Below are 14,220 nucleotides of genomic sequence, written 5' to 3'. Positions count from 1 at the left end.
GTTCCAATTCAAAGGAGCGCGGCATGAGTGACAACCGAACCCTCACGACCCGGCAGGGTCATCCTGTCCGGGACAATCAGAGCATGCGCACGGTCGGCGAGCGCGGCCCGGCGACGCTCGAGAATTATCAGTTCATCGAAAAGATCACGCATTTCGACCGCGAGCGTATTCCGGAGCGCGTCGTGCATGCGCGGGGTGCCGGCGCCCATGGCTGGTTCGAGGCCTATGGCACGATCGGCGACGAGCCGGCCTCCAAATACACCCGTGCCCGCGTGCTGAACGAGACCGGCGTCAAGACGCCGATGTTCGTGCGCTTCTCCACCGTCGCCGGCGCGAAGGAAAGCCCGGAGACCGAGCGCGACCCGCGCGGCTTCGCGGTGAAGTTCAAGACGCTCGAGGGCAATTGGGACCTCGTCGGCAACAACCTCAAGATCTTCTTCATCCGGGACGCCATCAAGTTCCCGGACATGATCCACGCCTTCAAGCCGGATCCGGTGACCAACCGCCAGGAGCCATGGCGCTTCTACGACTTCATCGCCGCGCACCCGGAATCGATCCACATGGTCACGTGGCTGAAATCGCCGTGGGGCATTCCGGCGAATTATCGTGAGATGGAAGGCTCGGGCGTCAACACCTACAAGCTGGTCAATGCCGAGGGCGTCGCCCATCTCGTCAAGTTCCACTGGCAGCCCAAGCAGGGCGTCCGCAACCTGACCTCGCAGCAGGCCTCCGAGATCCAGGGCAAGGATGTCGGCCACGCGACCCGCGACCTGTACGACAACATCACCGCCGGCAATTTCCCGGAATGGGAATTCTGCGTGCAGATCATGCCGGACGGCCCGAACGATCATTTGAGCTTCGATCCGCTCGACGACACCCGCCGCTGGCCGGAAGACGAGTTCCCTCTGCTGCCGGTCGGCCGCATGGTGCTGGACCGCGTGCCCGACAATTTCTTCGCGGAAGTCGAGCAGTCCGCATTCGGCACCGGCGTTCTGGTCGACGGCATCGACTTCTCCGACGACAAGATGCTGCAGGGCCGCACGCTCAGCTATTCGGACACCCAGCGCTACCGCGTCGGTCCGAACTATCTGCAGCTGCCGATCAACGCGCCGCAGGTCGGCTGCCCGTTCGCGACCAACCAGCGCGACGGCCAGATGGCCTTCTATGTCGATAAGGGCGGCGAGTCGAAGCACGTCAATTACGAGCCGTCCTATCTCGGCAACGGCCTGAAGGAAGCCGCGCGACGGGACGAGGAATACCGCCAGTTCGTCGAGGGCCATGTCGGACGCTACAAGCCCACCCGCGTTTCCGATGATTATGCGCAGGCTGGCGAGCGTTACCGCACTTTTGAGGATTGGGAGCGCGAGGACCTGATCGCCAATCTGGTCGGCGATCTGAAGCAATGCCCCGAGGAACTGGGACTGCGGATGGTGTGGCACTTCTGGCATGCCGACGAGGATTACGGTCGCCGCGTCGCGGAAGGTGTCGGCCTCGATCTTGAAAAGGCCAAGGCCCTGTCGCCTCTGCCGGGTCAGCCCAATCCGGGCGAGAACCGTGCAGCGCCGACCTATACGGATGGCACCTTGGAGAACCAGGCGGCGGAGTGATCCACTCGACCTGACGAAACGAAAAAGCCCGCCTTTATGGCGGGCTTTTTTACAGGATCACGATGATTGCGATCAGGACCACGATGCCGATCGCGATCCAGGGCCAATAGTGCATCAATCCAGAATTTGGCAGGGCTTCCGGCGGGCGCTGCGCCAGTCCTTTGATCTCGTTCGCACGGCTGTCGCTTACCGCGTCGGAAGGCGGCGGCGTGCCGGCCGCTTCCTCGTCCGTGCCGAGAGGGGATGCGGCGGGGTCGCTCCCTGCAATCTTGTCGCCGGTGCGCCCTTTGTCGATGTCGGCGCGCAATTGTTCGGGGTGTGATCGTATTGCGGGATCGCTCATGCGCTGCTCCTTCGCATACCTGATCGTTCCAGGGCTTCGTTAGAAAGCGGACAGCGATGAACATGGTTCCGGAGGGCGTGTTCGGCTTGCAACGGTAGAACAATCCATCACGACGAAACCTGAGATTGTGTCAAACGTGTCACATGTTTGTCGCGAATAAGGCGCCAGTGGATACCTCAATTGCGGTAGGCGCAACTCCAAGGATATGGATCTCATACTTTGGGGGTAGAACTTATGATCATAGGTCGGTTGGGGAAAAAGTCGTCTCGCAAGAACACGTTGCTGCTGGCAACGGCTTTGACGGCGGGTGTGCTCGCCAGCAATGCTTTTGTGCAGCCTGCTCGAGCGGCGAATGAGTGCGGACCGATTGTGGCCGGCTCGGTGATCTGCGACCCCGGTACTTATCTGACCGGCCCGGGCGACAACATCGTCTACAGCAATCGCGGCGAACTCTTCCTTGGCATCCAAAGCATTACGGTGAGCGCGCCCAGCGGCGTGACCCTCACCAACGGCGCCGGCTTTGCAGGCAATCTCAACGTCGTCGTCGGGAATCAGTCTGGAAATCCCTCCGCGCCCAGCATCACCAGCACGAGCGGCGACGCCGCCATCCGCGTGATCGGCAATGATGACGTCTCGGTCTCGGTGTTGACCGGTTCGGTCAATGCGGTCAGCAGCAACGGGATCTTCGCGCGATCGACCGCCGGCAATGCGCAAGCAAATGTCGCGGCTGGCACCACGGTCACCGGCCTGAACGGCATCAACCTCCAGGTGATCGGCGAGAATACCGTTACCGCCAATGTGGCCGGGACTGTAACCGGAACCACCGGAAGCGGCATCCTCACCGGCGCCCGAGACGGTCTCACCAGCATCACGCTCGAAGACAGCGCCGTGGTCAGCGGAGAAGAGAACGGCATCTACGCGCGCACGGATGATGGCGCGGTTCAGATCGATGTCGCGTCGGGCGCCGAGATCTATTCCGCCGGCGACGGCATCTATGTCGAGGCAAACACGTTCGGCACCGCCTCGGAAGGCGTCGGGGCGATCGAAGTTACCAATCGCGGCCTTATTCGCGGCCCACTCGGTGAGGGCGAAGAGGTGCCGGCCCCGGTTGGGGACGACGGCATTCAGATAGAAGCCAATTCCCCGAGCCCCGAGTTTGGCGGCGCGGGAATCCTCGTGAGAAACATCGGTGGCGGCACGATTTACGCCGACGACGATGGCATCGACATCGATCAGGAAGGCGCCGGCTCCGTCGTCGTTTACAACGGCGAAAGCGAGGAGGGCGCAGGCTTCATCCAGGCCGGCGATAACGGCATCGAAGTGTCGTCCCAGGGGGGCGATATCGTGGTGGTCAATGCCGGTGCTGTCGATGAGGAAGCCTTCTCGGGCATCCTCGCGGGCGGCGATGGCATCCGGGCAGTGACCGGTGGAGACGGTGACGTCGGGGTCGTGAACGGCGGATATATCCAGGCCGGCGACCGCGGCATCCTCGCCCGCGTCGATGACACAGGCACCACCGGCGACGTTTACGTCGAAAATTACGGCAGCGTGTTCGCTGAGGGAGTGGCAATCCGTGCCGAGGTTCTGGCCGGCAATGGCGATGTCACGATCGAGAATTACGGCGACGGCGTAGGCTTTCCGGATTTCTTCGGCCCTACCTCCCAGGGAGCCTTCTCCCTGTCGGATTCGGCACTGATGGCGATCAATCTCGGGTCCGGTGAGACCGAGATCTACAACGCTTCGCTGGCCATCGGCGCTGGAACGGGCTTGGAAGAGGCGGTTGTGCGGATCAGGACAGCGGCCGGTTCCGACGGTGTGGAGCTCTACAATGAAGGCTTCATCGGGAGCCTCGCCGCTGTGAATGCGCTGATCTCTTACCAGAACGGCGAGGGCAGCGCGGCAGACCTGGGCGCCTCGGCTGAGGATTACGCTCTGTATGCGAGCGGCGATACCGACGGCGAGGGCAGCCTTCCGGGTGCTGGCGGCGAATATGTCAATGAAGGTCTGCTGATCGGCCGGATCGAGCTCGACAGCGAGGAAGCCAACGTCTTCGTCAATGACGGGCAATGGGTGACGCGGGGCACCAGCGATTTCGGTGAAGGCACCGTCGGCGAGACAAGCGACGGAGACGAGTTCTACAATTACGGTCTGATTTCTGCCGCGTTTGAGGTGGGTGTCGGTGAAACCACGTCTTTCACGGGCCTCGAATATTTCTACAACGAAGGCACGATCAGCCTTCTCGACAATGACTTTTCGGGCTTCGGCGGCGTCGAGAACGACGTTCTGAACATTTCCGGAAGCTACGAGGGTGATTTCGGCCGCATCGCACTCGATGCGCGCCTTGGCGAGGCCGGCAATTCTTCGGCCGACGTGGTCAACTTTGTCGATGCCGACGCCGTCATAAGCGGCGTGACCAGCCTTCTCATCGTCGACCATGAACCCACGAGCGGAGGCGGCTTCAATGCCGATGGTATTCCGCTGGTTCGCGTGGCCAGCGGCAATGTCAGCCTGGACAACTTCTTCATTGACGAGGAATCGACCAATTACGACAGCCGCGGCGTCATCGATAAGGGCTTCTACATCTACGGACTGGTGGAGCGGGACGGCGATGGCAGCCTCGGCGCGGCCCAGCGCGACATCACGCTGATCGGTGTGCCTGACGTGGAGGGCTTCCAGGCCGCCTCCATCATCACCGGCGCTCAGGAGATCTGGCACAACACCACGGCCATCTACTCCGATCGTCATGCCGACCTTCGTAACTTCATCATGGCTGGCGTGGACAGCCGTGCGGAACTCGCAGACCTACCGGCGAGCGGCCCTGCGCCCACCACGACGGCCGGCAATGTCACGCCTGGCCTCTGGGCTCGCGGCTTCGGCAGCTGGGTCGAGAAGGACAGCACCAGCGGTGCCGATATCGTGGGTATCCCCGGATTCGAAGCCGCGTTCGACACCGGCTTCAGCCAGGACATTTACGGCATGACGGCCGGCATCGATTTCGGCCGCGAGGGCCTGTGGTCTCCGAACGACGCGCTTCTCGGCGGTGTGTTCGCCGGCTATCTGGCCTCCGACCTCGACTTCAATGTCGGCGGCTCCTCGATCGACTATGAAGGCTTCACGGTGGGCGGCTATGCCAGCTTCATCAAGGGCGCCTTCTTCGTGGACGCCACGATCAAGGCCGATTTCCTGGATATCGAAGGTGCGGGCGGCGTGTTCGGCGATGTTTCGACCGATGCCACCACGATCGGCGGCACGCTCGAGGCCGGATACCGTGTGTGGTTCGAACGCTTCTTCGTCGAGCCGAATGCCGTGCTGGCCTATGCCCAGACCGATATCGACGATGTCGCCGGTCTTGACTTCCAGAACGATGCCGAAAGCCTGCGCGGCGGTATCGGCCTGAAGGTCGGCGGCAATATCTACAAGGACATGGTCCGCACCGTGGAATTCTCCGTGACGGGCCGCGCCTGGAACGAGTTCGAGGGCGAAAACCAGGTCAGCCTGACCGGGCTTGGCGGCTTCGACGTCGTCGATCAGGGTCCGGAAGATGTCTATGGCGAAGTGGGCGGCACGATCAGCGTGGCGAGCCGCCTCACGGGCTGGTCGGGCCAGGTTGCCGGGTCCTACAAGTTCAACGACGATTACGAGGCGGCTTCCGTCAAGGGCGGCGTTCGCTATCAGTGGTAAGATCACGAGAATGACGAAAGGGGCCGGCCTTTGCGCCGGCCCCTTTTCATTTGCGGCGGCCTCATCTGTCCTGGAAAGCGATACAGGTACCGAGTAGACAGCTGCTTCGGACGGCACTGTCTTTGGCGTGAAAACGGGATAAAACCCACGCCATGCAGCTTGTTATTTTCGATGTCGACGGCACCCTGATCGACAGCCAGCACATGATCGTCGCCGCTATGGAGCGGGCGTTCGCCGCCCATGACCTGCCGGCGCCAGCCCGCGACGACATCCTGTCCATTGTCGGTCTGTCGCTGGAGACAGCCATGGGCGTGCTTTGCAAGGAAGAGCCGAAGACGCTCCCGGCCTCCCTCACGGCCGCCTACAAGAACGCCTTCTTCGAGCTTCGCTCCAGCCGCGAGCATGAGGAACCGTTGTTTCCCGGCGCGCTCGCCGCGCTGGACGCACTTGCGCAGCGCGAGGACATCATGCTCGGCATCGCCACGGGGAAATCCCTCCGCGGCGTGCGCGCCATTCTTGATCTGCACGATCTGCACGGGCGTTTCGTCACGGTCCAGACCGCCGACGACCACCCGTCCAAGCCTCATCCGTCCATGGTCCTCACGGCGGCGGCCGAGGCGGGCATCCTGCCGCAGCGCAGCATCATGCTGGGCGACACCACCTACGACATGGAGATGGGGCGGGCCGCCGGCGCGCGGGCCATCGGCGTGTCCTGGGGCTATCATGCCAGCGCCCAGCTGACGGCTGTCGGCGCCGAACGCGTGCTCGACACTTTCGACCAGCTGATCGCGGCCATCGACGCGCCGCCCGTTCGGGAGAACGTCCATGACTGAAGAGCGTGAAGACGCGATGACCCAGGCGCGGCGGCTGATGCAGCCGAGCCTGGCGAAGCGGTTCTACGAGAACGCCACGGTTCAGGCCGCCGATGAAGGTTTCGCCGTGCTGCTTGATGGCCGCCCCGTCCGCACGCCGGCGCGCACGATCGTCGCGACCCCATGGAGGGCCCTGAGCGAGGCGCTGGCCGGGGAATGGGCCGCGCAGGCCGAATTCATCAATCCCTCGACCATGCCGCTCAGCCGCATCGTGAACTCCGCCATCGACGGTGTGGCCCGCGAGGTCGAATCGGTGCGCGCTGAAATCGTGAAATATGCGGGGTCGGACCTGCTCTGCTACCGCGCCGAAGGCCCGGAGCGGCTCGTGGAGCGGCAAAGCCGGGCGTGGGACCCGGTGCTCGCCTGGGCGCGTGACGATCTTGGCGCCCGCTTCGTGCTGGCCGAGGGTGTGATGTTCACCGATCAGCCCGGTGATGCCGTGCGCGCCGTCGAGCGCGCGCTTGAGGACCTCGACGTGTTTCGGCTGGCGGCCACGCATGTGGCGACGACCCTGACGGGCTCGTCGCTTTTGGCGCTGGCGTTGCTGCGCGGGCATCTGCCGGTCGAAGAGGCGTGGGCGGCGGCCCATGTCGACGAGGATTGGACCAATGAGCTTTGGGGGAGTGACGAGGAGGCCGAACTGCGCCGCGCCCGGCGGTTCGAGGAGATGCAGGCGGCAGCACGCATCCTCAGTCTGTCACGCTAGCGGCAACGCATAAAAAAAGACCTCCGGCGCGCAGGGCGGCCGGAGGTCTTTCAGAGAGCTTTTAGGCTTAGCGGCCGGCTTCGCGATGGACGAGGCGGGCGCAATCGCCGGCTTCACGGCCGATTCGACGCGCATAATCCTCTTCCATCTGGCCCTTATCGACCTTCGGCTTGAGAGCCTTGGTGAAGGCCTGTTCCAGCGTGCTGCCATTGACGACATGGACAACCGCTTCGCGATACGCCTTGAGCGCGTCGCCCTTCAGGTTCTTGGCGCAGGCGTCCGCGTCGGCCTTGGTGGCGAAAGCGGGAACCGGGGCGACGAGCAGGGCGGCGATGATGAGAGTCTTACGAAGCATAATTATCCCACAGCAGATGAGAGGAAGATGGAGCCGGCGGGAGAATTGATCGATCCGTGTGCCGACGCCAATCAGGTTTAGGTGAACTGCATACGACAACGGCGGCACGAGGCCGCCGTTCCGTCACCATGAGGATTTTCATCATGTTGTGGTGCGGTCGAGAAGACTCGAACTTCCACGGGTTGCCCCACAGCGACCTCAACGCTGCGCGTCTACCAATTCCGCCACGACCGCAAAAGCTAACCTCTCGGCCAGCGGCGCGTCTGTAACAAATCGGTGTCGGTGCCACAAGGGCTTCCGGCGAAGATATGCAGGCGTTTGAGCGATATGCCATAGGTTCGTTGTTCCACACCCAACCTGAATGGCAGATGACCGCGCCTGAAATCCCTCTCTCGAACCTCCGGCGCTCCGACGGAGCCCTTCCCGAATGGCGCGTCAGCACCGGACTCGTTCCCTATGCGGAGGCCGTGGCCGAGATGGAGGCGCGGGTCGAGGCCATCGCCTCCGGGCGTGCCCGCGAACTCGTGTGGCTGCTGGAACATCCGCCGCTGTACACCGCCGGAACCAGCGCGCGTGATTCGGATCTGCTCGAGCCGGGGCGGTTCCCCGTGCACCGGACCGGCCGGGGAGGGCAGTTCACCTATCACGGTCCTGGCCAGCGAATCGTCTACGTGATGCTGGACCTGCGGGCGCGGGGGCAGGACGTGCGCGCCTTCGTCGCGGGCCTCGAGGAATGGATTATCCGCGCGCTCGCCCGCTTCAATGTCGAGGGTGAACGGCGCGATGGCCGGATCGGGGTCTGGGTGCGCCGCCCCGACAAAGGCCTGGGGGACGAGGACAAGATCGCCGCCATCGGCGTGCGGCTGCGTCATTGGATCAGCTTCCACGGCATCAGCCTGAACGTGGAGCCCGATCTCGGCCATTATTCCGGAATCGTGCCGTGCGGAATCCGCGGTCCGGGCGTCACCAGCCTCGTGGACCTCGGAAGGCCGGTCGGCATGGAAGATTCGGACGCTGCGCTCGCGGACGCATTTCAGGAGGTGTTCGGCTGTTTCCTGCGAATCGACGACGGGAACTCGAGCGCTATTTGAGGTCCTCGCGCGTCAGCTGATTGTTGATCTCCAGCGCCGCGAGCGCTCCTTCCGCCGCCGCCACCACGGCAAACTGGGCCCGTTGGGAGGCATCGCCGGCCACGAACAGGCCGGGCACGTTGGTCTTCTCGTTGCCCACCGTTCGCACCACGCCCTTTTCGGTCAGTTCGCAGCCCAGTTTGGTGGCAAGGCCGCAATTGAGCTGTGCGCCGGTGATGAAGAACAGCGCGTCGCGCGGCAGCGTTTCTCCCGTCTGGAAATGGACGGCCGACAGAGTCTCCGAATCGCCCTCCAGCCGGGCGATCTCCTCTTCGCGGATGGTCACGCCGTTGCGCTCCAGAAGGCCGCGCTCGTCGTCGCTGATGCCGCAGGGGCCGTCCGTGCACAGGATCACATCGTCGGACCAGCGCTTCAGCTGAAGCGAGAAATTCACGCCGTTATTGTGCTGGCCATACACGACGAAGCGTCGCCCGCGCTGCTCCCAGCCGTCGCAATAGGGGCAGTTGAAGACACCGTGCCCGTAGAGCTCGGCGAAGCCCGGAATGTCCGGCATGCTGTCGGCCACGCCGGTCGCCAGCAGCATGCGGCGCGAGCGTTCGCGGGTGCCGTCGGAGAGGATGGCGTCGAAACCATCGAGCGCGAACTCGACATCCTCGACGCCGACCTCCCGTATCTCCACGCTGGGATAGCGGGCCAGCTCCGCACGTCCGATCTCGCGCAATTCGGAAGGCAGGGCTCCATCCCGGGTGATGAAGCCGTTGACGCCGCGCGAAACCGCATTGCGTGGCTTTCCGAGATCGCAGAGCAGGACGCTTCGCTGGCAGCGCCCGAGAACGAGCGCCGCATTCATTCCGGCCGGTCCGCCGCCGACGATGATGGCATCATACATGCGGCCGAAACGGCGCGGCCGCGCGAACGTTCCATCAGGGGGCGGAGCGCCCCATTTCGTCCTGCATCATTTCCAGCTCCAGCCAGTCGTCCTCGGCCGCGGCAAGGTCCGCTTCGGCCTTGGCCAGTGCGTCACTGGTTTTGGCGAACAGCGCGGCATCCCGCGCATAGAGGCCGGGATCATCGAGCATCCCCCGAAGCCGCGCGATTTCAGCCTGCAGGGTCTCGATCCGCTGCGGAGCGGTGTCGAGCCGGTGCTGGTCCTTGAAGGAGAGCTTGCGTTTCCCTGTGGGCTTTGGCGCGGCGGGAGGCGGGGTGGATGCCTTTGCGGCGGGAGAAGCCCGCTCTGCCGCGCGCTTGGCTTCGACGCCCTTGCCACGCTGGGTCAGCATGTCGGCATAGCCGCCGGCATATTCCACCCAGTGTCCGTCACCCTCCGCCACCACAACGGATGTCACGGTGCGGTCGAGGAAGTCACGGTCATGGCTGACGAGGATGACCGTGCCGGGATAATCGGCGACCATTTCCTGAAGGAGATCGAGCGTTTCGAGATCGAGGTCGTTGGTCGGTTCGTCCAGCACCAGGAGGTTCGAGGGCTGGGCGAGGGCGCGCGCCAGCTGGAGCCGGCCGCGCTCACCGCCGGACAGCCGCGAGATGGGTGAATTGGCCTGCTCCGGTGCGAACAGGAAGTCCTTCATGTAGCTCATGACGTGCTTGGTCTGGCCGCCGACGAACACGGTGTCGCCGCTGCCGCCGGTCAGCGCTTCGCGCAGCGTCCAGGCCGGGTCGAGGCTGGCGCGCTTCTGGTCCATGCCCACCATTTCGAGGCTGGCGCCGAGCCGCACAACGCCGCTGTCCGGAGCGAGCACGCCCGTCAGCAGGTTGATCATCGTCGTCTTGCCGGCACCGTTCGGCCCGACAAGTCCAAGCCGGTCGCCCCGCGCCACGCGGATCGAAAAGTCCCGCACGATCGCCTGATCACCGAACGATTTGGACATCGACTTGGCCTCGATGACGAGCTTGCCGGAGACGCCGCCTTCCGTGACCGCCAGCTTCACGTCGCCGACCGATCTGCGGTGCTCGCGATATTCCGTGCGCAGGGATCCGAGCTGCTCCAGCCGCCGCACGTTGCGCTTGCGCCGCGCCGTCACGCCGTAGCGCAGCCAATGCTCCTCGTCGGCGATCTTGCGGTCGAGCTTGTGGCGGTCGCGCTCCTCCTGATCCAGCACCTCGTCGCGCCAGGCCTCGAAGAACGCGAAGCCCCGGTCGAGCCGGCGCGTGCGGCCGCGATCGATCCACACGGTGGACCGCGACAGGTTCTCCAGGAAGCGGCGGTCATGGCTGATGAGCGCGATGGCCGACCGCAGGCCCTTCAACTCGCCTTCCAGCCATTCGATGGCGGGCAGGTCGAGATGGTTGGTCGGCTCGTCGATCAGCAGGATGTCGGGTTCCGGCGCGAGCACCCGGGCCAGAGCCGCGCGCCGCGCCTCACCCCCGGAAAGGCGCGTCGGGTCTTCCTCGCCCGTCAGGCCGAGATCCTCCAGCAGCATCCGGGCGCGATAGGCATCGTCTCCCGGGTTCAATCCGGCCTCGACATAAGCGAGCGTCGTCGTAAATCCGGCGAAGTCCGGCTCCTGCGGCAGGTAGCGCAGGGTTGTGCCCGGCTGCACGAAGCGCGTGCCGTCCGTCGGCTCGATCAGACCCGCCGCGATTTTCAGCAGCGTGGATTTGCCCGAGCCGTTACGGCCGACAAGGCACAGGCGCTCGCCTGCGGAGATCGACAGATCGGCGCTTTCCAGAAGCGGCGTGCCGCCAAAGGTCAGGGCCACGTTCTGGAGGAAGAGGAGAGGGGGAGCCATGCGCCCGGATTAGAGAGGGCAGGGCCGAAGGGCAAGCAAAGGACGCGTCAGACGCGCGAGATCGGCCGCGCGTACACTTATTTGGTTATGTTGCCGCTAAGTTACACCCATAAGGTGCGATCTGAGATAGGTACCCTATCGTACCTTTTGGGGGGCTATTGAATGTTACGCGCGCTTTTGATGTCGACCGTTGCGCTCGGTTTTGCCGGATCTGCCTTTGCGGCTGATATGCCGGTTTATCAGGATGTTGGGGTCGCCAAGGCGGCTCATGACTGGACCGGGTTCTACATCGGCGCCAATGTCGGCTACGGCGACGGCGATATCAACACCACCGATAATTCAGTCACGACCACGGGTCCGCTGGTCGGTATTCCGGGGGGCTCGCTGCCGGCGGGCACGACCTTCCTTGGCGCCGATTCCGGCGACAGCGTCGATGGCGTGATCGGCGGCGCGCAGATCGGCTACAACCAGCAGTTCGGATCGCTCGTCCTCGGCATCGAGGGCACGATCCAGGGTGCGGACCTCGAGACCTCCGGTTCCTTCCTCGGAAGCGCGGAAGGTCCGTTCTACGAGACCGAAGCCTCGCTCGATTTCTACGGCACCGTCGTCGGCCGCGTCGGTTACGCATTTGACCGTATCTTCGTCTACGCGAACGGTGGTCTTGCTATCGGTCGCGGCACCGCGGATCTCAGCATCACCGGCGGCACGGATGTCGCACCGATCGGACCGACCTTCTCGGACAGCCAGGAAGAGACTTTCTTCGGCTATGCCGTCGGCGCCGGTGTGGAAGTCGCGATCGCTGATCGCTGGAGCGTGAAGGCCGAATATCAGTACATCGATTTCGGCGCCGAAACCTTCGAGTTCGATTTCCCGGCCACGGGCGATGGCAGCAGCGCCACCACTCAGGGCGAGATCGAGCTTCACACTGTCAAGGTCGGCCTGAATTACCACTTCTGAGTTCGACGAATGAAACGAAAAGCCCCGCCAGCGATGGCGGGGCTTTTTGCATATCGAAATCGCGGGCGATGAAGTGGCGACCCCAGCAGGACTCGAACCTGCGACCCGCAGCTTAGAAGGCTGCTGCTCTATCCAGCTGAGCTATGGGGCCTTCATGACGCCGTGCGGGCGAACGCTCAGTGCGTCCACTGGCCCACGCGGCCCCATTTGAAATTATCGGAATAAGAGAGACGCGGCGCGCGATGCTCCGTCGGCTCGAACACCTGATAGGGGAGGCCTGCCTTCTGGGCATAGGCGATCGCCTCTTCCTTCGTATCGAAGGTCAGCCGCACTTGCTTCCGGGTGTCGTTGGTGCTGGTCCAGCCCATCAGCGGATCGATCGAACGGGGAGAGGCGGGCTCGAAGTCCAGCTGCCAATGCTCCGTCTTGGCGGTGCCGGACTGCATCGCATTGCGGGAAGGCTTGTAGATCCGGGCCGTCATTTTCCGTCTCGCAAAATTGGTCGGGGCGGCCGGATTCGAACCAGCGACCCTCTGGTCCCAAACCAGATGCGCTACCAGACTGCGCTACGCCCCGAGCACGATGCGCACTATGTGGCACGACGCACCGAACCGGGCAAGGCCTGACATCCGTGAACGAATCCTTGGCTTCGCGCGTTATGCTTCCGACTGTTAAGATCAGGGACGTGCGGATTCGTGTCCGTTTATTAATTGTCGGTCCCGAACGGAGGTAGCAATGAAGAAGATGATCGTCACCGGGATTGCCGGAATCATGGCTCTTGCGAGCGCGGCCGTTCCGGCCTCTGCCCAGTTCGCCGGCGTGAAGGCTCCGGCCGCCGCTGCCTCCGCCGATACGGGCGATCTGCTGCAGGTGCAGCGCCGCTATCGTGATGATCGTCGCTATTATCGCGATGATCGCCGTTATTACCGCCACCGTCACCGTGACAGCAATGCCGGCGCAGCCGTTGCAGCGGGTGTTCTCGGCCTCGCTGCCGGCGCTGCAATCGCCAGCTCCGCCAATCGCGGCAATGCCGACGATCGTTGGTGCGCCGAGCGTTTCCGTAGCTACGATTCCCGCAGCGGCACCTATCTCGGCGCGGATGGCCGTCGTCACGCCTGCCCGTAATCCGGCAGACAATATTTGAGGAAAAGGCCGCTCTCATGAGCGGCCTTTTTCTATGTCAAGCAGCCGTTATCCCCGCACCTTGTGGACAAGAACGACGTGCTTGCCCCTCCGCCGCCGAATAGCCATCCTCCGGCCGAAGATCGAACGGAAGGGAAGCGAGAGATGCGCAGGAATGTGCTGGGTGCGGCGGCGGCTGTCTTCATTCTGGCTCATGGCCCGGCTATGGCGCAGAGCGTGGAGTTGAACCGCCTCGACTGCCGCTTCGACGATGCGCGGGGCGTGTTCGCCTGTCCGCCGGTGAGTGAGGGCGGTGCGCCGGGGGCCACTTTGGCCTTTGCGGAAACGTCGACGGTGCCGGCGCAGGGTACCGCCGAATGGAATGCGTATTGCGCGGCGCGTTACCGCAGCTTCGATCCGGCCACCGGCACCTACCGCGCCCTCAGCGGTGAAACCCGCGAGTGCCGTTGATGCACCACCCGGCAGAGCGTCGATGACCATGAACACGCAGATCACATCCCGCACGGCCCTTCTCGATGCCTCCGGCACGCGCGAAAGCCTGATCAGCATTGCGGGCCGGCCGTCGTCGCTGGACGCGTCGCTGATCGTCGATCAGGCCCGGCTCGCCGAGCGGATCGAGCGCTTTGTCTATCGACGTTCGTAGCAGCGCCGCCTCGTTTGGTTTCGGCGCCGGAATCGCCTAGACTTCCGAGATTGCGCAAAGGCTGATTGATCGATC

Annotated in this window: 13 protein-coding genes, 3 tRNA genes and 1 pseudogene; 9 read left to right on the top strand and 8 right to left on the bottom strand. The window is 63.8% G+C overall.

The genetic code is table 11. From position 1 onward, the window contains the following. The first annotated feature begins 23 nt into the window (after positions 1–23). Positions 24–1,607 carry a catalase gene (locus ACQ6S1_RS02625; protein ID WP_445039600.1) on the top strand — a complete coding sequence of 528 codons (1,584 nt, stop codon included), beginning with the start codon at positions 24–26 and terminating at the stop codon, positions 1,605–1,607. A 49-nt stretch (positions 1,608–1,656) separates the two neighbouring features. Here ACQ6S1_RS02625 and ACQ6S1_RS02620 read toward each other — a convergent pair whose 3' ends face one another. Continuing rightward, positions 1,657–1,950 carry a hypothetical protein gene (locus ACQ6S1_RS02620; protein ID WP_445039599.1) on the bottom strand — a complete coding sequence of 98 codons (294 nt, stop codon included), beginning with the start codon at positions 1,948–1,950 and terminating at the stop codon, positions 1,657–1,659. A gap of 369 nt (positions 1,951–2,319) precedes the next feature. Here ACQ6S1_RS02620 and ACQ6S1_RS02615 point away from each other — a divergent pair, with 369 nt between their 5' ends. The 3 genes from ACQ6S1_RS02615 (at position 2,320) to ACQ6S1_RS02605 (ending at position 7,209) form a co-directional block, all read left to right on the top strand. Beyond that, positions 2,320–5,631, top strand: coding sequence for an autotransporter domain-containing protein (locus tag ACQ6S1_RS02615; protein WP_445039598.1), 3,312 nt, complete (start codon positions 2,320–2,322; stop codon positions 5,629–5,631). Between the two features lie 152 nt (positions 5,632–5,783). After that, entirely contained in the window at positions 5,784–6,464 is a 681-nt protein-coding gene (locus tag ACQ6S1_RS02610) for an HAD-IA family hydrolase (protein ID WP_445039597.1), read from the top strand. Next, positions 6,457–7,209, top strand: a complete 753-nt coding sequence (locus ACQ6S1_RS02605) for an ATP12 family chaperone protein (protein WP_445039596.1) — start codon at positions 6,457–6,459, stop codon at positions 7,207–7,209. Before ACQ6S1_RS02610 ends, ACQ6S1_RS02605 begins: the two co-directional genes overlap by 8 nt. Before the next feature lie 67 nt (positions 7,210–7,276). On the opposite strand, the gene ACQ6S1_RS02600 is transcribed toward ACQ6S1_RS02605, so the two are convergent. Both ACQ6S1_RS02600 and ACQ6S1_RS02595 read right to left on the bottom strand, forming a co-directional pair. Beyond that, complete coding sequence (locus ACQ6S1_RS02600; RefSeq protein WP_445039595.1) at positions 7,277–7,564, bottom strand: hypothetical protein; 288 nt, start codon at positions 7,562–7,564, stop codon at positions 7,277–7,279. A 149-nt stretch (positions 7,565–7,713) separates the two neighbouring features. Beyond that, positions 7,714–7,798: transfer RNA gene (locus ACQ6S1_RS02595), tRNA-Leu, on the bottom strand. 134 nt (positions 7,799–7,932) lie between these two features. On the opposite strand from ACQ6S1_RS02595, the gene lipB reads away from it, so the two are divergent. After that, on the top strand, positions 7,933–8,655 hold the full coding sequence (gene lipB / locus ACQ6S1_RS02590) for a lipoyl(octanoyl) transferase LipB (RefSeq protein WP_445039594.1): 723 nt from the start codon (positions 7,933–7,935) through the stop codon (positions 8,653–8,655). Here lipB and ACQ6S1_RS02585 read toward each other — a convergent pair. Next, positions 8,648–9,544, bottom strand: a complete 897-nt coding sequence (locus ACQ6S1_RS02585; protein WP_445039593.1) for an NAD(P)/FAD-dependent oxidoreductase — start codon at positions 9,542–9,544, stop codon at positions 8,648–8,650. The two genes, lipB and ACQ6S1_RS02585, sit on opposite strands and share 8 nt — an antisense overlap. A 34-nt stretch (positions 9,545–9,578) precedes the next feature. Then, positions 9,579–11,402, bottom strand: coding sequence for an ABC-F family ATP-binding cassette domain-containing protein (locus ACQ6S1_RS02580; protein ID WP_445039592.1), 1,824 nt, complete (start codon positions 11,400–11,402; stop codon positions 9,579–9,581). 180 nt (positions 11,403–11,582) lie between these two features. Here ACQ6S1_RS02580 and ACQ6S1_RS02575 point away from each other — a divergent pair, with 180 nt between their 5' ends. Beyond that, on the top strand, positions 11,583–12,359 hold the full coding sequence (locus tag ACQ6S1_RS02575; protein ID WP_445039591.1) for an outer membrane protein: 777 nt from the start codon (positions 11,583–11,585) through the stop codon (positions 12,357–12,359). 74 nt (positions 12,360–12,433) lie between these two features. On the opposite strand, the gene ACQ6S1_RS02570 is transcribed toward ACQ6S1_RS02575, so the two are convergent. From ACQ6S1_RS02570 to ACQ6S1_RS02560, 3 genes are all read right to left on the bottom strand, one after another. Beyond that, a tRNA-Arg gene (locus ACQ6S1_RS02570) sits at positions 12,434–12,510 on the bottom strand. A 25-nt stretch (positions 12,511–12,535) separates the two neighbouring features. After that, a complete protein-coding gene (locus ACQ6S1_RS02565) occupies positions 12,536–12,841 on the bottom strand; it encodes an ETC complex I subunit (RefSeq protein ID WP_445039590.1) in 306 nt (101 codons plus the stop codon). A 17-nt stretch (positions 12,842–12,858) separates the two neighbouring features. After that, a tRNA-Pro gene (locus ACQ6S1_RS02560) sits at positions 12,859–12,935 on the bottom strand. Positions 12,936–13,094: 159 nt separating this feature from the next. Between ACQ6S1_RS02560 and ACQ6S1_RS02555 the strand changes: the two genes are divergently transcribed. The 3 genes and pseudogenes from ACQ6S1_RS02555 (at position 13,095) to ACQ6S1_RS02545 (ending at position 14,145) form a co-directional block, all read left to right on the top strand. Beyond that, on the top strand, positions 13,095–13,484 hold the full coding sequence (locus ACQ6S1_RS02555; protein WP_445039589.1) for a BA14K family protein: 390 nt from the start codon (positions 13,095–13,097) through the stop codon (positions 13,482–13,484). Between the two features lie 387 nt (positions 13,485–13,871). Next, positions 13,872–13,946: pseudogene (locus ACQ6S1_RS02550) on the top strand (BA14K family protein); the annotation flags it as partial. A gap of 28 nt (positions 13,947–13,974) precedes the next feature. After that, positions 13,975–14,145, top strand: a complete 171-nt coding sequence (locus ACQ6S1_RS02545; protein WP_445039588.1) for a hypothetical protein — start codon at positions 13,975–13,977, stop codon at positions 14,143–14,145. Positions 14,146–14,220: the final 75 nt, after the last annotated feature.

Source organism: Terrihabitans aquatilis (genome assembly GCF_052542005.1).
This window is presented reverse-complemented; position numbering and strand designations above follow the sequence as displayed.